Origin of the sequence: Lysinibacillus sp. NPDC086135 (assembly GCF_044746345.1) — a bacterium.
GTDB lineage: Bacteria > Bacillota > Bacilli > Bacillales_A > Planococcaceae > Lysinibacillus.
Map to the genome: position 1 here is coordinate 345640 of NZ_JBIVCA010000004.1, position 23791 is coordinate 369430.

Annotated in this window: 22 protein-coding genes and 1 pseudogene; 15 read left to right on the top strand and 8 right to left on the bottom strand. The window is 34.6% G+C overall.

The genetic code is table 11. The features are described from left to right. Window positions 1–941 precede the first annotated feature (941 nt). From ACIPKN_RS08525 to ACIPKN_RS08555, 7 genes are all read left to right on the top strand, one after another. Window positions 942–2171 carry an aminopeptidase gene (locus ACIPKN_RS08525; protein ID WP_400935075.1) on the top strand — a complete coding sequence of 410 codons (1230 nt, stop codon included), beginning with the start codon at window positions 942–944 and terminating at the stop codon, window positions 2169–2171. Window positions 2172–2289: 118 nt separating this feature from the next. Beyond that, window positions 2290–3663 carry an alpha/beta hydrolase family protein gene (locus tag ACIPKN_RS08530; protein ID WP_400934983.1) on the top strand — a complete coding sequence of 458 codons (1374 nt, stop codon included), beginning with the start codon at window positions 2290–2292 and terminating at the stop codon, window positions 3661–3663. Window positions 3664–3984: 321 nt separating this feature from the next. Beyond that, window positions 3985–4569 (top strand): TetR/AcrR family transcriptional regulator, encoded by a 585-nt coding sequence (locus tag ACIPKN_RS08535; protein WP_400935077.1) that lies wholly within the window; start codon window positions 3985–3987, stop codon window positions 4567–4569. Between the two features lie 59 nt (window positions 4570–4628). Then, on the top strand, window positions 4629–5234 hold the full coding sequence (locus ACIPKN_RS08540; RefSeq protein WP_400934985.1) for a GNAT family N-acetyltransferase: 606 nt from the start codon (window positions 4629–4631) through the stop codon (window positions 5232–5234). 213 nt (window positions 5235–5447) lie between these two features. Then, window positions 5448–6386, top strand: a complete 939-nt coding sequence (locus ACIPKN_RS08545; RefSeq protein ID WP_400934988.1) for a hypothetical protein — start codon at window positions 5448–5450, stop codon at window positions 6384–6386. Between the two features lie 346 nt (window positions 6387–6732). Beyond that, entirely contained in the window at window positions 6733–7632 is a 900-nt protein-coding gene (locus tag ACIPKN_RS08550) for a hypothetical protein (protein WP_400934991.1), read from the top strand. A 1560-nt stretch (window positions 7633–9192) separates the two neighbouring features. After that, window positions 9193–10002 (top strand): DUF418 domain-containing protein, encoded by an 810-nt coding sequence (locus tag ACIPKN_RS08555; RefSeq protein WP_400934994.1) that lies wholly within the window; start codon window positions 9193–9195, stop codon window positions 10000–10002. 655 nt (window positions 10003–10657) lie between these two features. Here the strand turns inward: ACIPKN_RS08555 and ACIPKN_RS08560 are convergent. After that, window positions 10658–11143, bottom strand: a complete 486-nt coding sequence (locus ACIPKN_RS08560) for a tetratricopeptide repeat protein (protein WP_400934997.1) — start codon at window positions 11141–11143, stop codon at window positions 10658–10660. A gap of 333 nt (window positions 11144–11476) precedes the next feature. On the opposite strand from ACIPKN_RS08560, the gene ACIPKN_RS08565 reads away from it, so the two are divergent. Beyond that, window positions 11477–12322 carry an alpha/beta fold hydrolase gene (locus ACIPKN_RS08565; protein ID WP_400935000.1) on the top strand — a complete coding sequence of 282 codons (846 nt, stop codon included), beginning with the start codon at window positions 11477–11479 and terminating at the stop codon, window positions 12320–12322. Between the two features lie 154 nt (window positions 12323–12476). On the opposite strand, the gene ACIPKN_RS08570 is transcribed toward ACIPKN_RS08565, so the two are convergent. Next, the gene (locus tag ACIPKN_RS08570) at window positions 12477–12911 is read right to left on the bottom strand and encodes a ribosomal maturation YjgA family protein (protein WP_400935003.1); all 435 of its coding nucleotides are present in this window, start codon (window positions 12909–12911) and stop codon (window positions 12477–12479) included. Between the two features lie 91 nt (window positions 12912–13002). After that, window positions 13003–13575: a GNAT family N-acetyltransferase gene (locus ACIPKN_RS08575; protein WP_400935006.1), complete on the bottom strand. Its 573-nt coding sequence runs from the start codon at window positions 13573–13575 to the stop codon at window positions 13003–13005. A 395-nt stretch (window positions 13576–13970) separates the two neighbouring features. Here ACIPKN_RS08575 and ACIPKN_RS08580 point away from each other — a divergent pair, with 395 nt between their 5' ends. Then, window positions 13971–14729 (top strand): class I SAM-dependent methyltransferase, encoded by a 759-nt coding sequence (locus ACIPKN_RS08580; RefSeq protein WP_400935010.1) that lies wholly within the window; start codon window positions 13971–13973, stop codon window positions 14727–14729. 74 nt (window positions 14730–14803) lie between these two features. On the opposite strand, the gene ACIPKN_RS08585 is transcribed toward ACIPKN_RS08580, so the two are convergent. After that, entirely contained in the window at window positions 14804–15577 is a 774-nt protein-coding gene (locus ACIPKN_RS08585) for a DUF1266 domain-containing protein (RefSeq protein ID WP_400935014.1), read from the bottom strand. A gap of 485 nt (window positions 15578–16062) precedes the next feature. Here ACIPKN_RS08585 and ACIPKN_RS08590 point away from each other — a divergent pair, with 485 nt between their 5' ends. The 5 genes and pseudogenes from ACIPKN_RS08590 (at window position 16063) to ACIPKN_RS08610 (ending at window position 19832) form a co-directional block, all read left to right on the top strand. Next, window positions 16063–16908 (top strand): MBL fold metallo-hydrolase, encoded by an 846-nt coding sequence (locus tag ACIPKN_RS08590; RefSeq protein WP_400935017.1) that lies wholly within the window; start codon window positions 16063–16065, stop codon window positions 16906–16908. A gap of 402 nt (window positions 16909–17310) precedes the next feature. After that, a complete protein-coding gene (locus ACIPKN_RS08595; protein WP_400935019.1) occupies window positions 17311–17859 on the top strand; it encodes a PadR family transcriptional regulator in 549 nt (182 codons plus the stop codon). 63 nt (window positions 17860–17922) lie between these two features. Next, window positions 17923–18618 (top strand): ABC transporter ATP-binding protein, encoded by a 696-nt coding sequence (locus ACIPKN_RS08600; protein WP_400935022.1) that lies wholly within the window; start codon window positions 17923–17925, stop codon window positions 18616–18618. Window positions 18619–18629: 11 nt separating this feature from the next. Continuing rightward, window positions 18630–19340, top strand: a complete 711-nt coding sequence (locus ACIPKN_RS08605) for an ABC transporter permease (protein ID WP_400935024.1) — start codon at window positions 18630–18632, stop codon at window positions 19338–19340. A 145-nt stretch (window positions 19341–19485) separates the two neighbouring features. Beyond that, window positions 19486–19832, top strand: a pseudogene (locus ACIPKN_RS08610) (VOC family protein). Window positions 19833–20244: 412 nt separating this feature from the next. Here ACIPKN_RS08610 and ACIPKN_RS08615 read toward each other — a convergent pair. The 3 genes from ACIPKN_RS08615 to ACIPKN_RS08625 form a co-directional block, all read right to left on the bottom strand. After that, the gene (locus ACIPKN_RS08615) at window positions 20245–20598 is read right to left on the bottom strand and encodes a cupin domain-containing protein (RefSeq protein ID WP_400935027.1); all 354 of its coding nucleotides are present in this window, start codon (window positions 20596–20598) and stop codon (window positions 20245–20247) included. A 20-nt stretch (window positions 20599–20618) separates the two neighbouring features. Next, on the bottom strand, window positions 20619–21533 hold the full coding sequence (locus tag ACIPKN_RS08620) for a class I SAM-dependent methyltransferase (protein WP_400935030.1): 915 nt from the start codon (window positions 21531–21533) through the stop codon (window positions 20619–20621). A gap of 148 nt (window positions 21534–21681) precedes the next feature. Beyond that, window positions 21682–22368, bottom strand: coding sequence for a DUF421 domain-containing protein (locus ACIPKN_RS08625; protein ID WP_400935033.1), 687 nt, complete (start codon window positions 22366–22368; stop codon window positions 21682–21684). 338 nt (window positions 22369–22706) lie between these two features. On the opposite strand from ACIPKN_RS08625, the gene ACIPKN_RS08630 reads away from it, so the two are divergent. After that, window positions 22707–23513, top strand: coding sequence for an aminoglycoside adenylyltransferase domain-containing protein (locus ACIPKN_RS08630; protein ID WP_400935035.1), 807 nt, complete (start codon window positions 22707–22709; stop codon window positions 23511–23513). A gap of 97 nt (window positions 23514–23610) precedes the next feature. Here the strand turns inward: ACIPKN_RS08630 and ACIPKN_RS08635 are convergent. Continuing rightward, window positions 23611–23791, bottom strand: a 181-nt coding sequence (locus ACIPKN_RS08635; protein ID WP_400935037.1) for a hypothetical protein, incomplete at its 5' end; no start/stop codon positions are given.

Consider the following 23791-nt stretch of genomic DNA (forward strand, 5'->3'; position numbering starts at 1 on the left):
CCGAATTGAATTCGGAGGGTTATTTGAGTTGCGCTTTTTAGTATAGCATGAAGTGTTTTTTAATTTAAAAGATTTTTATTGACAATCTATTAGCTGCTTTAGTTTTTAGAAGAAATCTAAGAGTTGCTGAGAAATAATTAGGTTGAGTGGATTCTATTATCGTTACAACTTAGTAAGATAATATTTCAAATTGTAAGGGAACAGTTATTCATTTAAACAAAGCAAATATATATCTTTAAGGTATTAATAAAAACAATGACAGAAGCGAGGTAAATACTTATGACGTTATAAGAAAAATTACAAGGTTATGCACAACTTTCGGTAAAAATTGGTGTAAATATATAACCAAGGAGTTATTAATCAAGACATCTGTGGATGCATTGGATTTCGCACATTTAGTTGTGAGTGAGGCTTATCAGGCTTTAATCGCTTGTTCGATGGTAGTAGTTCCTTCACCAAAGTGGGGTAAGGAATTTTGTTCAACTAACGGTGGTTAGTTGAACAGGACTCATTTAATTGATGTTCATTCAAAAAGAAAGAATCCATTTTGATTAATCTCTTGTGAAAATGGATTTTTATTATTGACTGTAGAACCTAGATTTACACAGTTTTTACCAAACTTTTGAAAAAATAAGTTTTAATAGCTTGATAATTCATTTAAAATGATTTATTCTTATATCAAATGATATGTTTATCTATCAAAAATTCCGACTTTATACAAAGAAAGGAGTGAACGATGAAGAAAAACTTATTAACGGAATCAAAGTTTAGGAGGTAAATATATGAGTGATAAAAAACCCCATTTTTTTTTATCATATCGTGAAGAAAAAGCGTATGAAAAGTGGTCAAGAGAAATTTCTGAGAAACCTGTACAGAAAGTATGGTATGAAGACAAGCGAGCGGATGATAAAAAACAATTGGACAGAAGCGAGGTAAATAATATGACGTTTGAAGAAAAATTACAAGCATATGCAGAACTTTTGGTAAAAGTCGGTGTCAATATTCAACCAGGGCAATACTTATTAGTCAATACATCTGTGGATGCATTGGATTTTACCCGTTTAGTTGTGAAAGAGGCTTATAAGGCTGGGGCAGGACGTGTTCATGTTAATTTTTCGGATGTGGAAATGGATCGTGCTTACTTTGAGCATGCCTCAGATGAAGAATTTAATCGTTTCCCAGAATGGATAGTCAAAATGAATGATGAGCTGATCGAACGTGAAGGAGCACTATTAATAATAGATGCTGAAGACCCTGATAAGTTTGCAGGTATTTCAGCCGATCGTCTAGCTACTTATCAAAAGGTATCGGGAGCTGCTCTGAGCAACAATCGCAACGCAGTAATGAAGGATTTAATCGCTTGGTCGATGGTAGCAGTTCCTTCACCAAAGTGGGCATCGAAGGTGTTCCCGAACTTAGCAGCTGAGGATCAAGTACCAGCATTATGGGAGGCTATTTTTAAAACAGTTCGTATCGGTGAAGGCAATGCTGTTGAAAAATGGCGTGAACATGTAACAAATTTAGAAGCTCGCGCGGACCTACTGAACAATAAAAAATATGCGAAGCTTCACTATACTGCGCCAGGTACTGATTTAACAATTGCATTAGCGCCACAGCATAAATGGATTACTGGAGGTGGTAAAACGCCAGATGATACGATCTTTATGGCTAATATGCCGACAGAAGAGGTTTATACGTTACCGATGAAACAAGGTGTAAATGGTTATGTAAGCAATACAAAACCATTAGTTTATCAAGGGAATATTATCGACGGCTTTAAACTGACATTTGAAGAAGGAAAAATTGTTAAAGCTGAAGCACAGATAGGACATGATTTATTACAGGAGCTTATGAATGTGGATGAAGGCTCTTGCTATTTAGGTGAGGTAGCACTTGTACCACTTGAATCGCCAATTTCAGCATCGGGGATTTTATATTTTAATACATTGTTTGATGAGAATGCATCGAACCATTTAGCGATTGGTAAAGCTTATCCAACTTGCTTAGAAGGTGGAAGAGATTTAGAAAACGATCAGCTTGAAGCGTTAGGTGCAAATATTTCAGTAACACATGAGGACTTTATGATTGGCAGCAGTGAGATGGACATCGACGGTATTTTACCAGATGGAACTGTAGAGCCAATTTTCCGTAAAGGTAGCTGGGCATTTTAAGTTTTTGATAGGAAGAAAGGAGTAGAGCAGATGAAACGATTACTAAGCATATGCTTTTGCTCAGACTGAAAACTACCTCTTTTATTAGTAGTAAAATGCATTCAAAGGAGATAGGCCAATGAATTTCTGGGAAGTTGTATTGATAGTTGTAAATTTTAGTCTATTGAGTTGGATACTGTTAGTAGGCAGGGAAACGAAAAAGTGGTCTAAATTAGCTACTTTGGTTGCCGTTGTAATGGTTACAGTTCAACTATTGGTAGAAGGTTTTAGATGGCAAATGATTCCGGCTTATGTATCCCCAGTTATCTTGATTTTATGCTATTTATTAGCTGGGCATAAAAAGCGCTTTAGCAGCTGGGGTATATTCATAGTTAAGACTTTGTTGTTATGCATCTATTTGTCTGTAGCAGTTGCGCTACCCTTATTTATGCCAGTATTTTCATTAGAAGAACCAACTGGCCCACATAGGGTCGGTACGAAGCTATATCATTGGGTTGATCATGAGAGAAATGAACCCTATTCGAAAAATCCAACCGATCGACGCGAACTGATGGTGCAAATTTGGTATCCTGCAGATGAAAAAAGCAAGGGGGATCGAGAACCTTATATTCGTAACATAAATGAGCTCTCCAAGGGATTGGAAAAAACATTGTCTATTCCTGCATTTGCATTCAGCCACATGGATTTGGTGAAATCTCATTCGTTTATGGATTTACAACTCTCAGACTCAGAGAATCATTATCCGATATTACTTTTCTCTCATGGTTTTAATGGTTTTCGTAATCAAAACATGTTTCAAGTTGAGGAGTTGGCTAGTCAAGGATATATTGTTCTAAGTATCGATCATACCTTTGATGCTGCAGCTACCGTCTTTCCAGATGGTCGAACTGCTTACGTACAGCCCGTCAATTTAACAGATGACGAAGGAGATAGACACATAAAATTATGGGAGGAAGATGTTACCTTTGTGCTTAATCAAATCGAGAAACTTAACCAAAACGATGAGACTGGCTTCTTTACAGGAAGGCTCGATACCTCGCGAATTGGGATGTTTGGGCACTCTTACGGTGGAGCTACCGCAGCACAAATACTTGCAAAAGATTCTCGTGTCAAAGCAGCCATCGATATGGATGGCACATTGTATGGGGAAACTTTACCTGAAAGTGGGATTGGAAAACCATTTCTGCTCATGAGTGCAGAGGAGCCTGATGAAGCAGATCCCTATATAGTGAGGGAACGATATGAACGTGGGTTAGCTGGCGGTGGTATGTCAATGGTCATTCCTCATACGGATCATACAAGCTTCACTGATTTACATTTGTTCTCCCCTCTGTTGCAGAGCCCAGGGGAAAAACCAAAGGAAGTTCATCGCATTATCAACGAATTCAGCCTGGCATTTTTTGACCAGTATGTAAAACAGAAAGATGACGGCTCAATCCTTAAAAGGCTGAAGACCAAATACCCGGAAGTGAATTTTAAAGTAAACCGATAACCTTATGCAGAAACCAACTATATTAAAAAAATATTCTGCAAATAAATGAAGTACAATCGGAGCTCATCGTGAGAAATTGCTTAAAAAACCAAGTAATGTCATTCATTTTCTCTATTGATTTAATTTCTTCATCGTCATTTAAACAATGAAATGCTAAAAATAGAACATTCAAAGTACTATCCGTTTCAGTAGTATAATTCTTTTTGAAAAGCTACATTCAACTGCTGGACACTTTGTTTTAAATGATTTATGCTAATTTCAAATGATATGTTTATCTATCAAAAAATGACGACTTTATACAGAAAAAGGGAGAGATTGATGATGAAGAAAGAATTATCAGCGTTGAAGGAAGCGAGATTTAATGCAATTCTTGATTCGGCTACTATATTGCTTGTTGAAAATCCTACTGCTTCGATGAATGAAATTGCGGAATATGCGGGAATTGGCATTGCTACACTTCATCGCTACGTCGAAAGCAGAGAGAAATTGATGCTGTTCTTGGGCCATCGGGCTATACAATTGGTAAGTGATACCGTAAACCAAATTCCACTGGATGAGGAAAGCAGCGAAAACTATATCCCGGAACTCATTGAAGCGTTAATCCCCTTAGGTGACAAAATCTATTTTCTAGGTCATGATGCATCTGTATTCAACAACAAAGAATTAGGTGAAGCCGAAGTGAAGGTAAGGGAACCCATACGACGCGTTATTGAGCTGTTACAACAAAGAGGTTACTTTCAGCAAACGGTTAGCAGCGAATGGATTTTGAATACGCTTTATGCCCTGCTTTTCCATACATGGGAACAGGTACATGAAGGTAATGTGCCTAAAAAATCGGCTACAGAGCTTTTTTTAAATACGTTTTATCATGGTTTCAAAGCTAAGGACGAGTTCAGAGGGGATTGAACTGATAAATACATGATAATTAACATCAATAATATAGAAAGAGAAAAGGAGACTAGGGAATGAATCAATTCACTATTGTAAAGGCTGATCATCGATCCATGGTCGGCGCCAAGCTAAATGTAATGGCATTGGAATATATGGCGTTTCCACTTGCAGGATCAGAGGAGAAGAACAAAGTTGAAGGAACATTTAGTACCCTATGGCGGCAGGAGAACAATCGTTTTAGTCATCAATACGCTTATGAAGCTCAAATGGACGGGCAAACTTTAGGGATGATTACTTGCTATCCCATACCCGTTTTAAATCGTCTTCCATGGCCAACTTTTAAACAGTTGCTTTCATTCCGAAAGCTGGGCCTTGTTATTTATAACATTCTGAATATTAAAATGTTTTATTCCATGATCACCATGAAGGAGGGAGAAGATGACGAGTTTCACATCGGAACAATTGCATTATTGCCCGAAAGCCGGGGACTAGGAGTAGGTACCAGGCTGCTTGAGTTTGCCGAGGAACAGGCCCGCCTGCAAGGCTTTGCCAAATGCTCTCTGACGGTAAAGAAAGAGAACCATCTTGCCATTAAATTGTATCAGAGGATAGGCTACCAGATTACAGGTGAAATCAATAAACCAAAGTTATTGTTGTACAAAATGGTTAAAAATTTATAAACTCACAAATATTTACAAAAGGAGTTGTGCCGTATTACCCATTGATTAAAGATAAGTGAGTTTTAACCGCAAATAAGCAGGGTTTAATAGAAGTGCATCCTACTAGTTCAAAAAACTTTATGGCAGAGTTTGATACTCTCGGATTAGAATTTTTGAAAAAAATCCAATCATATTCTCGTCTATTAACTGAATCTAATTTTAGGAGGTCAATATATGATTAATAAAAAAATTCCATTAATAGTGGCAACAACGTTAGTATTTTGCGGAGCAGTTTCAGGATTAAATATGACTAAACCGGCACTAGCAGCAGACAGTAATGTACAAGATGTAAACATTCTCCCATATAAAATAACAGAAGAACTAACTCGAAAGATTGAGGGAGCTTCGCCATCGGATGTATTCTCAGTAATTGTTAGTTTTAATAAAACATTCAACAAAGAAGACTATGCGAAACTTGAAAAGGAAATTGGCGAATTTCCAAGAAGATATACTTATGATACCGTTATTAGTGGTTTTGCTGGAGATTTAACCACAGAACAGATTTTATTGTTAAATAAAACATCGTTTGTCACACTTATTGATGTAGACCAGATAGTAACAAATTACGATGATATCATTGTTGAATCAACTTTTAGCAAGGATAGAAGTGGATGGATTGGTGAATTTTCTGACTATCCACATAAAGATAAAGTTCGTTATAAGCTCCAATTCTCCCTTAAGGAACTACCTAAAGAGATAAACAATAAACGAAAAGGTCTATACTTAAGTGGATATAATGGAAGTGACGATTTATTTATGTTTGTTAAGAAGAGATTGGATACAAATGATCGGCTAAAACCGAATACAAAATATAGTGTGACATTTGATTTCGATATAGCCACAAATGCTAAAGATGAAATAGGTGTAGGTGGATCTCCTGGTAAAAGTGTATTTGTGAAAATTGGTGCAACCAATACGGAACCGATCCCGGTTATGGATGAAACAGGATTTTATTTAATGAATATTGATAAAGGGAACCAAGGAGTAGAAGGTAAAGATGCATTTATTATTGGGGACTTGCAAAAAACGACAATAGATAGTGAGAAGTATGAGGTAAAACATTTTAATAATAACCAACGCCCTTTTATGGTTGAAACCAATAATAATGGATAATTATGGTTATTAATTGGCACGGATTCCGCTTTTGAAGGTGTTACGAGTATTTATTATCCTCGTATTAAAGTGACCCTAAAAGAAGTGAAAGAATAGAAAAACCTGAGCATAAACGAGGGATCTTTCACATTAAAGAACTCTAATTCCATTAGAGGTGTAACAAGTTGTTCACTTGAAGACAAAGCTGTTCTTCGTTTAATCTTAAAGACAAGAGATACTTGATACGGCAAAGAATAGGGATATGCTACGCCAGTCAAAAGTTTAATGATTTGACGAAAGAAATCAATGAACTCAAATAATAAAAAGTTTCAGTTGAATAATGACAAGAAATTAGGGGGCAAATGCCATGAAAAAAGTACTTTTTATCCCTATACTTTTAAGTTTCAGTATAATAAGTGCATGCTCTGATAAAGAAGAAACACCTAATGTGCCGAACAAGTCACAAGAGGAACAAGAATCTAACGTGCCAAACAAGCCACTAGAGGAACAAGAATCTAACGTGCCGAGCAAGCCGCAAAAGGAGCAAGAATCTAACGAACCAAACAAGTCACAAGAAGAGCATCAATCAAACGAAAATCAGGAACCGTCCAAAACAAATAAGAGAAACACAGAAGCATCTCTTACACAGGCTGGTGTACTAAAAAATATTAAGAGCCAGCTTAAAACTAATTTATCTATAACTTTACCAAAAGGGCTTCCGATATCAGATGGTACATTTTTAACTGCAACAACGAAGGCGGAAGCTAACCAAGTTGAAATACTATTTTTTGAAAGTAAAAAGTATTTGCCAATCAATGATCCGAAGCTTAAAAATTCAAAGACAGCTACTGTAATTGCAAGACTAGTAGTAAAGCAATATCAGAATGCTAAAGAAGCAAATGAGCAAATTGCTTTTGTGAACTTTAGTCTAAATGGTGGTCAAGAGGTTGATCTTGGCTATAACATTAAAGGTTATCAGGATGCAGGAGCTGGTTCTTTATGGACTGGTTGGAATGAGGGTAGATGGGCAATTGAAACACATACACGAACAGACAATCCAGAAGCAGGTGTGAAGCTTGCAAAACAGGCAACCCAATTTCTAGAAACACATATGCTACCAATTCCAAAACAAAACGGTTTTGCACGCTTAGATGTTTATAAATCAGGGAGTTTGATTGTTTGGCAGGACGAAAAACTTGTCTATACGCTTGATTCAATCAAAGAGCCACTTAAAGCACTTGAAATGACCACAGCTTTTTACCATTAACGAATTTTAATTAGAATAAACTAAATTAGCTAGGAAAATAAGGGCTAAGACAACATGGTAAGGGCAATGGAATCCCGTTGGTTCCCTATAGTAGGAGGCACTCCTATTGGACACCGCTAGTATGGTTCCTTCATAGGATAATCTGTTTTAGTTATGAATATGGCGGTGAAGACATTTGGTTTAGATAGAATCGCCAAAGACGGATGTTTTGTATTAAAACTTTTTTACTCACGTTAAGCGCCTAAGTTGAATCGACACAGGCTCTTTTCAAGTAAGGAGCTTGTTAGGAATTGCCTATGAGATAGAACAACTTGGGATCATTACACTATTGTTGCTAATGAGTGAAGTTGCAGGGAAAATGATTTAAATGCCTAGCGCGATTGCAGTAATGGATATTGCATAACAAAGTTGGGTTTTTGCAACATCTGAAAGCATCTAGATAAGCTAACATATGTAAAGCATGAAGTAATTAATTATGCAGTACGAATGTTTATGTAAGAGCAGTACCGTGTAAGCAGATGTTAGCTTGGAGTAAATAAATTTGGAAGCAATTTAAGGTTATAGTAGATCCATGCAAAACTATACAAAAATTTTCTACATGTTTATACATTTTGACTTTACTTAACAGAAAGGCAGTAGTAACAAGGTACAGATCCTTGTTACTACTGCCTTTTTCATGAAATAACAGCTATTGGATATAATACAATTTCTTGAAGTAGTAATGCTAATGCTTTCCAAACTATCCGTTTTAGTTTTAGAAGAGATCATAGATTGCATGAGAAAAACTTTATAAAGATTAAGTTGATTAATTAGAGATTTAGTTTTTCTAATTGTTACAATCTAGTAAGATTATATTTCCAATTGTAAGGGGACAGTTATTCATTTGAACAAAGAAAAAATATATCCTTAAGGTAATAAAACCAATGAGTTTTCTAATAGCAAACCTTATTGGTATGGGAGGAATGTTGATTACTATATTTTACAGTTATAGTTTAAATGTGAAATCTAAATCTAATTATGATTTGTCATCTACAGACTTAACAGAGATACTTGCAGATTACAAAAAAATTAGCCAGATATTAAGAAAATCCAAAAAATCAAATGGATATTGAACTTTTATTAAGTTCCTAAGGAGGAATAATGGAAAAGCGTGAGTTATTGATTTAATGGGGGAGATGGAAGCCTCAGTACAGGAAAATGATTGCTAAGAGTCAAAACCATTGTATCACAAAAAAATCAAGAATCTATTGTAGAGATTCATAGACTTGCATTAGCTCATAGAAAAGCTTATGAATCATTATGCTTAATTTTGGGGATTTTTAATACTATAAATATAATTATATTAGGAGAATTGAAATGAATAAATTAAATTCGTATACACGAATAGATATTATGGATTACTTACGAGGATTTGCTTTGCTGGGGATACTCATTGTAAATGGTTACTAGGTTTTGGGTTATTTTTCCTATAGTGAGTTGCACGATAAATTATATGATATATTCAGCGGGACATTTTACCCTATCTTATTCTTTTTATTTGGATTTGGGTGTTATCTTTTTATGAATCGATCCACACAAAAAGTAAACAATAGATACCTTTCGTTTTTACGCAGAATTTGTTTTTTATTTGTATTAGGACTTATCCATACATTTTATGCACCGCAAGGAATTCAGGATGTATTAATGGTTTATGCTGTACTCGGCCTGTTTATTGTAATATTTTTCAAAAGAAATAAGTGGACCAACTTAATAGTAACGGTTACGCTAATAGCCTTATCTATAGTTACAGCTTTTCTCCATTATGGTGAGAGAATAGTATGGCTAGAATTACTATCCTTCATAAGTAAGGGACTTTCATTTATGGTGCTAGGTTTTACGATGGGGCAATTTAAATTTTTTGAAAATGTCTATGGAAAATTAAAGTATATTTCGATTTTTTTAATCGTTAATATTTTTATTTATATATCTTTATTTTATGTAAGGGGGTTAGGGTTAATTCCTGTTTCAGGAATTGAAATGCTAGAAGATTATAGTGTTGCCTTTATGATGACTAGCAGTCTTCTTATTATTTTACAATGGAATATGGCAAAAATGATATTAACACCATTAAAGTTCTATGGACAAATGTCTTTAACAAATTATCTTGCACAAAGTGTTTTACTATTTGTGTTTAGTATCATAATTGGTTTTACACCTTTTAATTCATTAATTGTGTGCTTTATAATCCACGCTATTTTAATTACTTTTAGTATTGTTTGGTTAAGGTATTTTAAAATGGGACCAGTTGAATGGTTATTAAGATATTTTACATATTGGAGTAAAATTCCGAAAAGGAAGAGATCTGTTAGAACCAATTTAGAAAGTGTTTAAATGTTTAATCACTTTATTTAAGGAGATAGGCCAACTGCTACAGCTAACGGGGGGATTTTGTGCGAAAAGGATTTCAAAAATAAACAAGCTTTAAAAAGTTATCTATCACATTCAAAAAAGAGCATGTTTTGATCAATAATTTTACCATAGTTATTTTTAAAACAAGAACTAGGGCTGATTTCCGTTCGATTGAGCGCTGTCCTGGGGGGCGATAAGACTTCGTGTCTTTCCTCGCTCTAGAGTATCATCTATGACGTTAAAGCCAAAAGGAGTAGCTCGGTCTTCACTTCAATCAATTGCTGACTAGTTATTTTCATCTATGTAAAAAACAACAGATTATCCGACGTTATATATTATAGTTACAACATATATTCTCGCACCCAATTTATTATCATAACAAAATATTCCCGTTAAGAAAATTAAGAGAGGGGGAATGCGTGTTCTTATTTTACCACGGGATTTTTCAAATTGAAATGTTCACACTTAAATAACTTGGATTACATAAGTCGTTTCAATGAAAACCTTCTTTTACACTATCTTATCAAGTGAATCCTGAATTTATCGAGTACTCAAAGTACTTTACTTTAACGGGGTTTTAGGTCTATTTAGTAATATGAAAAGATCAGGTTCAATAGGAGCCTGATCTTTTATCGTGTTATTCCCAAGTTTGATCTAGCATATCGCTGTAAAATTTAATGGCCTTGCTATATTGTTTTATACCTTTATGATTAGTAGTTTGAATTACTGTGTTTAATAAAGTTTCCATAGCCTTTGAATGCTCGCTAAGATTATAAAGTGTCATCGCATAGAAAACCTTTAAATGTTCGGCTTCTGGAAACTCACTTAGGGCCTGTTCTAGAATACGTTTTGACTGTTCATATTGCCCTAATGCACGATAGGTACTACCTAATCCTAAATATGCATCTACTAAAAATTCGGGTTTAAGTCCTAATTGAATCGCTTTTTCATAGTGAGGGACAGCCTCTTGTTCTTTTCCTAATGAATCATATGTCCATGCACATTGAAATTGGTAGTATCCATTTTCAGGCTCTTCTTTAACTAAAGCAACCATTAATTGATTTGCTTCTTCCAATCGAGCATTCTCTCTTAATGTAATGATATGTTGTACTCGCTTATCCATTTTTTGTATCCTCTATCTTTCTATTTTTTCTAATATTTAATAATTTTAAACTTTTGAATTCATATTGTATACTTGGTTCAAGTTTTAAAAATTTCACTTTTCTATATTATCAGGCATATTAAATAGATAAATATAAAGTAAGTATCTGTAGGAAATCGACAACAACGAAGTGGCTCAACGCTCGTTTTTCAATTAATAAAATAATAATGGGGTGAATAAGAATGCTTGATCGTTCTATGGAGAAAACACGGGAATGTTAAAAAGAAAGGGAGTGATAGAACGAAGAGTACAATGTGAAGCTCTTCTATATAAAAAGAAAAGAGGACGATTATAATGAATAATTATCAAAGCATCTTTAGTGAAGGATTTGATTTAAAATATTGTGTGAAGGGACAAGGTAAGCCGATATTGGTAGTGGGTAGCAGTGTATATTATCCGCGCTTGTTCTCGGAAAATTTATATAAACATTTTCAATTTATCTTCTTAGATCATAGAGGTTTCGCGAAGCCTCCACGTTTTTTAAAGAAAGAAGATTATACTTTAGAGAAAATTGTTGAGGATATCGAAACAGCAAGACAATGGCTAAAGCTTGAGGATTTCATCATTTTAGGACATTCTGGGCACGCATTTATGGCTTTGGCATATGCCGAAAAATATCCTCAGTATGTTCAAAAGGTCATTTTATTAAATTCAGCACCGACAAACAGTCAAGAGAGACAGCAGCAAAGTTTTTCATTTTTTAATGAGACTGCTAGTGCTGAGCGTACAAAGCAATTTGAGCATGATATTGCTTTTTTAGAGAAGGATATTCACAATGATCCTGAAAGACGATTTGTGCATATGTGTATTCGCATGGGGGCGCATAGCTTTTATGATTATACGTTCGATGCTGCTTATATGTGGGATGGCGTCTATACAAATATGGAAGTTATTGATTACCTTTGGGGTATAGCTTTCGCTGAACAAAATCTAATCCAATCTATGGCTCACTTAGATAAGCCTATATTTGTAGGGTTAGGGAGATATGATTATTTAGTCGCTCCTGTTTCGCTCTGGGATGTCATTGATTATTCAAATGAAAATGTGAAGAAGGTCATTTTTGAAAAAAGTGGCCATAACCCAATGTTTGAACAACCGGATATTTTTGATAGAGAATTGATTGATTGGATTAATGAATAGCTGGCCAATAATTTCAACTAAAGTTCGATTAATAGCCTATACTAAATAAAATGTACCCTATAAGATAGACACTAAAAAAGTCTCTCTTATAGGGTTTACATGGAATATGACGGAGCGGAACTTATGTCAAAGAAACTGATTGATAATTATTAATTTAATTACGAGAAGTGAACGTAAGTACCATCTTATCTAATACAGTAGCTATTATAATCCCTACTGAATATCGAAGCAAATCCTCAACAAGAAAACCTTTGCCAAGTATCAAAGCCCCGAGCGTTGTCCCACGAATCTGATTAATCCAGTCTTCCTGATACAACTGGCTAAATTCTATGCCGAAGCTAAACAAAAAACTGAGCCAAATGGCTGTTAGGGTACTCTTACGCACTAGCAACAATCGAAATCCGAAATAGACCATCATAGCCCAAAGCATGTCCCCTGCGCTCTGTGCTACCAATGACGGAAGTAGAAGACTCCATTTTCTAGATGCTAGACCTAAAAAGATGGTGATCACAACAGCTATCAAATAAGCTATTCGTATATTAAAGTAGTGTAAGTTGCTAGATTTATGCTCATTAGTCAATAGAATCACTCTTTCGGTTGTTAATATTAATTCATTATCTCATATTTGATGTCCGAAAGATTGATGTGTACATACCTTTTGCCGAAAAATACCAAATTATTTAGTTCACCGTGTACTCTTCTTTAAGTAATCCGTATATTTCTAAATCTACAACTCCTTTACCAGACCATAATGCAGCTTGTCGTATAAGTCCTTCTTGTGAAAAACCATTTTTCAGGAGCACCTTTTTAGATGCCTCATTTAATGGCAAAACCTCAGCCTGTATGCGATTTATATTAACTTCCTCAAATAAAAAATTGACAATTATTTTAACCGCATCTGTCGCAAGGCCCTTACCCCAATAGTTCTCTGCTAAAAAGGTACCAATCGTAACCATATTCACTTTTTGATTAAAATCCATTGCTTCTATAATGCCCACTAATTGATCGTTATGTGACTTTTGAAAAATGCCCCATTTAACTCTCGTTTTCTTTTGATAATCTCTGTCAAAGTGTCCGATCATTTTACGTACTGTTTGGATATTATGCTTCGGGATTATCCCACAATATTCAAAGACTTTTTCATTATCATAGATTGCAAATAATTCTGGTAAATGTACATCTTCAATTTTCTTTAGCACAATATTTTCGGAGCTTAATAATGGGAACTCTGCAAACACTTTTTCGATATTCATAGCATACTCTCCTTATTTTTTTTACGTTTTTTTCGTACATTATATTGTAGAAATGATTGGAAACCAATCTCTTTTTAGAAGGAGGTCTTTAAATAAATCAATCTAAGCATCTAAATGGTGGGATGATAAAACGATGCCTTTTAATGTTTTATCAGTGCGAAAGCGAAGCGGCAGCAACAATGCACCTAGTCAGAACTTAATCGACCACACACTATGGTGATTATTGAAATAAAAACATATTGAAAGGCATTCTTTTATTATGTATAATTTTACTATATTATACAGAAAGTGAGTGATTTATGATGATAGTCAGCTCTATTTTTCCAACAAACCAATATAAGGTGTGGAAGAAGTAAAAATAATAGATTCTTCTGCACGAAATCGGAGGAATTGAAATGTATAGTAATTACGGACCTTTATGTACAGAACTTTATGATTTGACAAAACCAGTTGGATATTCTATTGGTGGGGATATTGAATATTATCTTGAACGCTTAAAAGGAACTAAGGGAAGAGTACTTGAAGCGGGAGCTGGCTCTGGACGCTTCTTAATCCCTTTACTTGAAAATGGATACGATGTTGAGGGAATTGACTACTCACCTGAAATGTTAGATTTATGCCGAAAACACTGCATTGAAAGAGGGTTCAAGCCAAATTTATATGAAGGTAACTTAAGCAATTTTTCATTAGACTCAAAATATGAAGCGATTGTTATGCCGACAGGTTCGTTCTGTTTAATCGAGAATTCAAAAGATGCGATGGATGCATTATTATGTATGTATAATCATTTGATCCCTGGAGGACGCCTAATTGTAGACATGCTTTTACCTACAGACTGGCAAACAGGGGAAATTACTTCATCCTACTATGAAATTTCGCAAGAGGAAGGAATTGCAATAGAAAGAAAAGCCGTTGAAATGAACTGGATCGAGCAATATACGCTAACCATTTTAAAATATGAAAAATGGCGAAATGGTAAATTAATTGATTCAGAGTTACAAAGATTTCCATTAAGATGGTGCGGAATAGAAGAATTCAAGCTTATATTAACAAACATAGGTTTTTCTAATATTACTTGCTCGGCTGAATATGTTTATAACAAGAAGCCTTCAAAAGAGCATTCATTAATTACATTTGAAGCTGTTCGTAAATAAATATACCTGCTAGATATGAGCTCAGAAAGTAGCTAATATCTAGCAGGTTTTTAGATTTAATCAATTCTTTTTTCTCATATCTTGTCCAATGCTACAGATTCCTGTACCGTTGATCGCTTAATGTTAAATTCATTCCAAATCGAGTCTTTATCATCCAGCAGTTCTTTTCCTTTCCAAATGATATCGTTAATTTTACCTTCGTAAGCAATGGCTCGACCAAATGCAAATGAAATAAAATATTCATTCCAGGATTGGAAGATAGGGCTGGCGGCGTCAGCAGCTCTCTCTATATAGTTCCATGCCTGCTCTTCGGTTAAATAACCAACTATGTAGCTCCATCTTGCAATATTTATAGCTCGCTCAAAATCCCATGCAGCAATAGTGTTTACCTGGTCAAAATCGGATTTCGTAAAGGAAAGCCTTTTCATCATCCCTTCTTGGGCTGATTCGTAGCATTCCTGCGATTTCCCCACCTCTTCCTCTGTAAAAGACTGACCCGCTTTCAATGCTAGAAGCAGCTCATTAAACTTCGTACGGTGTCCTTCCGATAGGAGCCATTCCAGAGTTTGTACAGCCTCCTCTGTATTATTAACCTCCCAGGCAGCAGAAAGGCCATCTTTCAAAATTTCAGGATTTTCCATCACCTGCAATGTCCGTGGCGACTCAAGTCGATAAAGAGCGAGGGTGGCGCCGTAGGCAAGCAAATGCTGTTTCTCTTTTGGTAAACGGTTAGCCAACTCCAGTTCTGTTCGTTGTTTTTTATTCTTTTTATTAAATACATTGACCGCTATAGACATAGCCACGAAAATTAAAACTACAATCCCTACAATAATTAGAAAAATCTTCAAACCATCACATTCCTCTCCATATTTTTAATTCGGCACAGTTTAATTTAGAATCACTCACTTCCGAAAATTATAGTAAAATTATACATCTTGAGTAAATGATATACAATGCGACTATTTAATTACTTAACATCGATTGTAAGGATGCATTGATTGATTGGCGTAGAAGCTTTTGTATGAGTGATAGAAAGGAATTAAAGAAAAGAGACATGGAGCGGAAGTTGGCTCTGAACGTTTCATAATGTTGAAGATTGTTCATTTGAAATTTTGATTCATGAAGAGGTGAAAATAATGACATCACTATCAAGTGAAGATGGAAATGTATGTGAAAGAAAATCCATTGAAATGAACTGGATCGATTAATATCACTACTAGATTTTAGATTAGAAAGTCGCTAAGGGTATAATCCATTTTTTTCTTGCTTTTTTTTTACTGTATAAAGGAAAAATATGATTGTTTATATTTCGATGAAGAAAGAAGGGTTTTCCATGCATAAAGATATGAATTATGGTAGCGACTATAAATATATTCCAGCAACATCAATTTGGAGTGGAGATGGTGTAGAAGTATTGCCTGATTTATACCAACATACGATTCAAATTGTTAATATCGTACTCTACGGTGAACCTCATAAGAAAGAGTTCGTATTAGTTGATGCAGGCATGCCAAAAAGTGCAAAGGAAATTATTTCAATAGCCGAGGAGAGATTTGGATCAAATAGTAAACCTAAAGCATTAATTTTAACGCACGGGCACTTTGATCATGTTGGGGCGATAATTGATCTAATTGAACATTGGGGTATGCCGGTTTATACTCACACATTAGAATTACCTTATTTAACTGGTATGAAAAATTATCCTGAACCTGATCCTGTTGTCAATGGTGGCTTAATAGCGAAAGTATCATCAATTTTCCCGAATGAAGCTATAAACCTAGGAAACAACGTTGAGGCGCTTCCGTCAGATGGGAGTATTCCATATATGGATGGTTTTCGTTGGATTCATACGCCGGGTCATACGCCAGGGCATATATCTTTATTTCGTGAAGAGGACCGAGCGTTAATTGTTGGAGATGCATTTGTTACAGTTAAACAAGAAGCGCTCTACAAAGTATTGCTACAAAAAAAGGAAATTAGCGGACCGCCACGATATTTCACGACGGATTGGCAGGCGGCTTGGGATTCCGTAAAAAAATTAGAAGCATTAAAACCTTCAGTTGCTATTACAGGACATGGATTACCGATGAAGGGGGAAGAGCTTACTAGAAATTTGCATAAGTTAGCGACAGAATTTGAGCAGATTGCTTTACCTAATCACAGCAAATTCTTGAATTAACATAGCACTTCCTATTGATAGTTGTGTCTAACAATTGAAGTGAGGCTTATACTAAATTTCTGATTAAATTGTCGTATTTTCCTTGTTCACCTTAATGTTATTTTCATGACTGATGATATCTTTATCAGTCATGCTTGAGTGCATTCCATTTTTTATGTTCTATATTGAATATATCTATCATTAATAAAAATAAAAAAGGCTGTAGCAAATATAAACTTGCTACAGCTAAATTGGTTCATGCCCCTTGATGGCGCAATATCATATATTTTATCATAAGATACTTTATTGTAATATATTTTGTTTATTACAACATTTCAATAATAAATAAAAAGCCTATTGACAAAAAAATGCAGAATCGTTATAGTCAATTTATTCAACGTTGAATATAAAAAGGTGATTATTATGACAAGGCTATTAGTTCTTGCTATGTTAGGGCTAAAACCAATGACTGGCTATGATATTAAAGTAATGCTTGAATTAAGTGACGCTGAACGATGGGGTGGTGTGCTAATCGGCTCGATCTATAATGCTTTAAAGAAGCTTGAAAAAGATGGTTATATAGAGGTGGCTAGTATTGAATCCACAGGTCTTCGACAAAAAGCAATTTATCAAATTACTGAAAAGGGCAGGGCACATGAGCAAGAATTAATTATCGAGGCTCTTGAAAAATCCTCTGTAGTTTATCCTACAACTTTATATTCTGGTGTGTCCTTTGCATTTAAACTGCCAAAAGCTAAAGCGGTGGATGCATTAGAAAAACAAAAAAGAATTTTGGAACAAGAAGAAAAGGCGATCAATGCTGGTTATGAGGCAAAATTAATTGCTATGCAAGGAAAACTACCAGCATTAACACAACTAGCATTTGATAATATGTTTGAAATTGTTCAAGTACAATCAAAATTTGTACATCAAGCTATTGAAATTATGAATAAAAGTGACTCTCTCGAATGAGGGAGTTAAAAAATAGCCATATATTCAACGTTGAATATACAATGTTAATTAAGGGGAGAAAATATGAAGAAGCTCATTCATGTTAGCCAATTAACGAAAAATTATAAGGCTAACTGTGTCGTTGATCATATAACCGTTGACATTATAGAAGGTGAGATAGTAGCTTTAGTGGGCACAAATGGTGCTGGGAAAACTACAACGATTGGTATGCTTCTTGGAATAATTCCTCAAGACAGTGGAACGATTGAATACTGGACATCCGACTACAAAAAGGAAATAGGTACGCAGCTTCAATCAACCCCTTTTTTCGAAGGCTATTCTGTAGAGGATAATGTGAGATTATTTGGGGCATTCTATGGAATTTCGCTGACAAAAAATGAAATTGATAAAAAACTCGCCACTTTTGATTTATTACATGTCAAAAAAACGCCTGCTATTAAATTGTCATTAGGACAGCAAAAACGACTAGCAATTATCGTGACAACTTTGCATAATCCCAAACTAGTAATTTTGGATGAACCTTCTGCTGGATTGGATCCTAGAGGTCAAAGAGAAATTCAACAGATCATTAAACGCTTAAAAGATAGCAGGGTTACTGTGTTATTTTCTTCCCACGATATGTTGGAAGTAATGAATGTTGCTGACAGAGTGTTAATTATGCATCGCGGGAAAATAATGGCGAATGGCTCACCAAATGGTTTAATGGAGCACTATCAAACGCAAAATTTGGAAGAATTATTTTTTGAATTAACGAAGTGAGGAGCGAGAGGATGGGGGCTATTTTCGTATTAAATTTGAAATCTAGTATAAAGGATATGTATTTACTTTTTTGGTCACTAATAATGCCATTTGCGGCAATTATTGCGTTAAGGATATTTTTACCGAGCTATGCGGGAAATTATGTAGAAGGAATCATTGCCATTAGTGTATTTTTCTATTCATTTATGACCACTGCTTTTATAGCATTATCGCAAAGAAAAAGAGGCGTTTATAATTTACTTCATGCTACACCAATGCCTTTATGGAAATATATCGTCAGTATTTCTAGTGCATGGGCTATAATAGCGATTATTTTATCCTATATCGTGCTTTTATTTGCTATCGTTATCAATCAACTAAACTTTTCTTTTAATAGCCTCTTATACATGACACCGATTATTTTAATAGCTTCGTTAAGTTTGGTTTTTTTAAGCTTTTTTATTTCAAGTCTCGTGAAAAACGAGGGACATTTAAGTATGACTGCAAATGTACTGATGATACCAATGCTACTTTGTAGTAATGCATTTTTTACAATGGAAAAAGCGCCAAATCTAATACAATATATTAGTGTGATAAATCCATTTGAATGGTTTGTAAATGGAATTAAAGCCTCGTTTCTAAATAATTTTAGTACATGGGGAGAATCTTCACTTCTTTTATTGGGATGCCTTGCTGTGACACTTATCATTTCCTTAAAAACATTTAAATATAGTGACCAATAATTATTATAGTAAAAATCAAATGGTCATTTCAGACTGTAGATAAACTTGCAAATCCTCGCCATTTACCATATTTGTGGGTAGATCTGGAAGGTTATAAAAGCTAAAAAGAGAATATTTTAGTAACGATGCTAGAGAGGGCGATGGGATGAGTAAAACGTTATTTAGAATAGGAACTACTTATATTCCAGTCAGCAATGTTGAACTGTTATGCTGAGTGGTATGTAGGTAAATTGGGAGCAGAATGTAGTTACCGAGATAGTGATAAGGCTATTCTTAATTTTGCTAATCAAAGCTCAAATTTCATTGATTGCTATGGGAAAGAGCATTTTTCGATTACTTTTGAGGTAGACGGATTAAGTGCATTAGAGACAATTCATAAAATTTTAAAAGATATAGAAATTAAGAGTTGGAGAAATTGACAATAGGGGGCATTCGGGAAGGAATTTTGTTTTTTACGATTTTGACGGAAATAAATTTGATGTGTGGAGTTAGCTGAGTCCCACTTATAAAGAATACAAGGGTGATGAGTAAACCATTATTAAAAGGTAATTCCGATTTCACTAAATTTCCCAGACAATTATTTAAAAGTGGGGAAATTTCGAGAAGGAGAGACGAAATTTTATCTTGCCTGATCGAGATAGAAATACGCTAGGAGTTTGTCAATAAACTATATAGAAACATTATTTCCTGAACAGAAGATTTATAGAGGGCCACTTACTATTATAAGTGACCCTTAGTAACAAAGCTTCGGAGGTGTAAGACTAAACCAATCTTACATTACTAACATATGATACGATGTTATTTTTGCATAGTTAATTGCCTGAGAAATAGTTTAACTTCTTTCAGATGGTGTCTAACACCCGCTGAAAGAAGTTAAAGCCTCCGGGGGGATAATATTAATACGTCATTTTATAGGCATAAATGCTGAGGGATTTAATTGTTCTGATTCTATTACAATACCAGTTAATCCTTTATCCGTTTTAGTTTCATGCCATTCATCCTTTTCCCAAAAAACTGCATCTCCAGGCTGGACTTGATAGTATTGCGCCTGTTCATTTCTTACAAATCCTTCGCCTTCAATAATTAAGAGAAGCTGGGGAACTACAGCTTGATGATAGCCAATAACACCGTTTTCTTCTAAATACATACACCCAATACTAGCGGATGCTTCAGTTTCAATAATTCTAGACATAATAAAACTTGACTTAAATTGTGTTGTATTTTTGCCATTCTCTTTGGACAATTGATAAAATTTCATTTGATTCCTCCGAACTTAAATTACTTTTTCACAGCATGGACGTAGTGAATTGTTTCAAAGGCGGTTAAATAATCTTTTCGATTGTCAAAATAAAGCTCATTAATTGTATCTGGCGATAGATGTTCGTAAATAAGCAGACCTGAGTTTTCTAACATTTTTTCCATTTCTTTATAAGTAAAACATGATTTCATCGGTTCACCACTTGCTGCAGCCATTTTTACCATGTTATCTACTCGGTTTGATATTCCTTGTTCTTTAAATAGTTTTTCATCTGCATAGTCCAACACTATCGAACTTCCTGTTGGTACATTGGCAAATAAGTGATCAATTAAACTTGAAATTTCATCTTTCGTTAAATAATAGGAAACACCTAGTAAACTAAAGAAAGTTTTTTTATTGCCGAAGCCGCTATTTATTAGATTTTGATAGGAAAACTTTTTTGTGAAATCCAACGAAACGAAATGTACATTGCTTGGAAGCTTTAAATTGACTTCAGCTAATCTTTTCTTTTTAAATTCCTGTGTTGCAGGGTGATCAATTTCAAAGATTTTTAAATTGTTTTCAAGTTCCGGATGTCTTAGGCTAAATGTATCTAACCCTGCTCCGAGCATAACATATTGCTGTAAACCTAACATGATTTCATGTAACAAAACTTTTTCACAATATGCCGCACGTGCCAAGGGGGTAGGGGAGAGCTGAGTTTGCACAATCCATTTTAATAGCTCTTCCGTTTGTCCATTAAGTTTTACTGCGATTTCTTTGTTAAAAAACTGGATACCTTGAACCATATTTGTTTGAATGTCATTGAACTCTTGTTGTGTGATTAATTTTTTTGCTAGGTAGTCATCAAAAATTTTAGGGGTATCGAATTGACTATGATAGGCTCTACTAAAAGCTGAGATTAATGAAGTTAAACTGGATTCATCTTTGTTCATACAAGTACTCTCCTTCAAAAAAAATAGGATTCTCCTGGCCAGGAGAATCCTATTGTATAGATAAATTCTGTAAAAGTAAATTATTGCATAAATTACTTTTTTTGTCAAGTTTTAATTGCTGAGAAATTCACTAAATTTAGAAATTTCCTTAATCAAATTTTTGGATAAATATTTTTCCGTTCGGTTGAATTTCTGCATAGAAAACTTCTTCGATTGATTGTATATTTTCCTTTTTTAATTCGTTGTCTAACCATTCTCTACTTTTTCCAACTTCCAGTAGATTTTGTGGCAATAGCTTCCCATCTGTGATGACTTCAATGGGGATAAAAATCGGAGGTGGAGGAGAGATGTTTAAATCCATCTTTTGCGTGCCTTGAAATTCAGGCTTTTTCAAAATACTAAGCATGCCATTTGGTTCTAATATTGCATAGTCAATTTCTGTAATTGAAAAAATTTGATATTGTCTAATCATCATCGTAAGGTCATCAATATTTATTTTAGTGTTTGCTAAAGCTTTTCTATCTATTTTACCTTTTTTAATAACGATTGTCGGTTGTCCATCAAGGAATGTTCTTGCTTTTCCGGATTTTAGTGCGATATAACTAATTAAAGTAGTAAGCGTACACCAAACAATTAAGCTTAGTAAAAATTTTGTGAATACAATTGTTTTTAAAATTACCATGTTGGCTGCAATAGAACCAATTGTAATACCAGTTACGTAGTTAAAGAAGGTTAAGTGACTTAGTTGTTTTTTACCTAGAAACCTCGTAAGTGTCAGAAGAACGAAAAAAGTAATAACCGTTTGAACAACTACTTGTATATAACCTGTGTACAAATTCTCCCACTCCTTATCTAATTCCTAGAATACCCAATGAAATTTTAAAAGATACCTCAATACAACAACACAGGTGGATTCTAATTTATTAAAAATCTAACAGAATCAATACATTATTGGATCTTCATCATAATGTAAGGTTAATTTCCGTTTTGCTTCTTTTCCTCTATCGCTAATCCCCAAGGAGTCGCCACGTCTCCATTCCAATCAACGTATTAAGGTATACGTTTCAACAAATTGTATTTCTATTTTGGGTAATGGACTTATAATTATCAATAATGGGAAAAATACTCTTGTTTTGGTAATATAAGTATTATCTGATTAAAAGGAGAGGTTTTATGGGTTCTAGAGTTCCGATTCAAGTTCGAAAAATTTTAAATGAATATATAACCCTAATTCAAAATAAACTACCGAATATCCTTGAAGGTTTCTATTTACATGGTTCAATTGCTCTTGACGCTTACATAAACGGTTCTAGTGATATCGACTTTATTGCAGTTGTCAATAGATCCTTAACCGAAGAAGATGCGAAAGTAATATCCGATCTTCACAAAGAATTAAATCGACAATACAAGGATACAGGGATGGATGGTTGTTATTTACTTGTTGAGGATATTGGCAAGAAACAGAGTGAAGTAAAAGGTTGTTTAAACGTAAACGAAGGCAAAACAAATTGGGGAAATGATCATATTAACCCAATTACTTGGTGGATTTTAAAAAATAAAGGTATGACAATTTTAGGACCGGATGTAGCTACATATAGCTTTAATGTAGATGAGAGCGTGCTTGGTGAGTATGTACTAGGAAATATGAACAGTTATTGGTCGAATAGATTAAAAAAAATTAAAAAATATAAAGCATTTTTAATACCAAATAAATTAGTTGATTTAGAAGTAGAGTGGTCAATAACAGGGGTTTTACGGCAATTTTACACACTGCAAGAACAAGATATTGTTTCAAAAGTAGATGCTTGTAAATATGCAATACATCATTTACCAGAAGAATTTCATAATATTATTAACGAAGCCATTAGTATTCGAGAAGGTTCCACTATTCGTTATTGTAAATCGAAAAAACAACGCATTGATGACACTATTCTATGTATGGATTATATACTTAAGCAATGTAATAGTGTCAAAAATTAATGAAATGTGGATGCATCAAAAGTTGGCGATGACATTTGTTAAAACGTCTACTATGTAAATAGTCGATTGGAGTGGAGACTGGGCGACTCCTCGGGGATCAGCGTCTCAGATGAGAGACCCTGCAGCGCAGCGGATGTTTTCTGTGCGAAAGCGTAGCGACAGCAACAAATGTTTTCTGTAGCAAAAGCGAAGCGGCAGCAACAAATGTTTTTTCTGTGCGAAAGCGAAGCGGCAGCAACAAATGTTTTTTCTGTGCGAAAGCGAAGCGGCAGCAACAA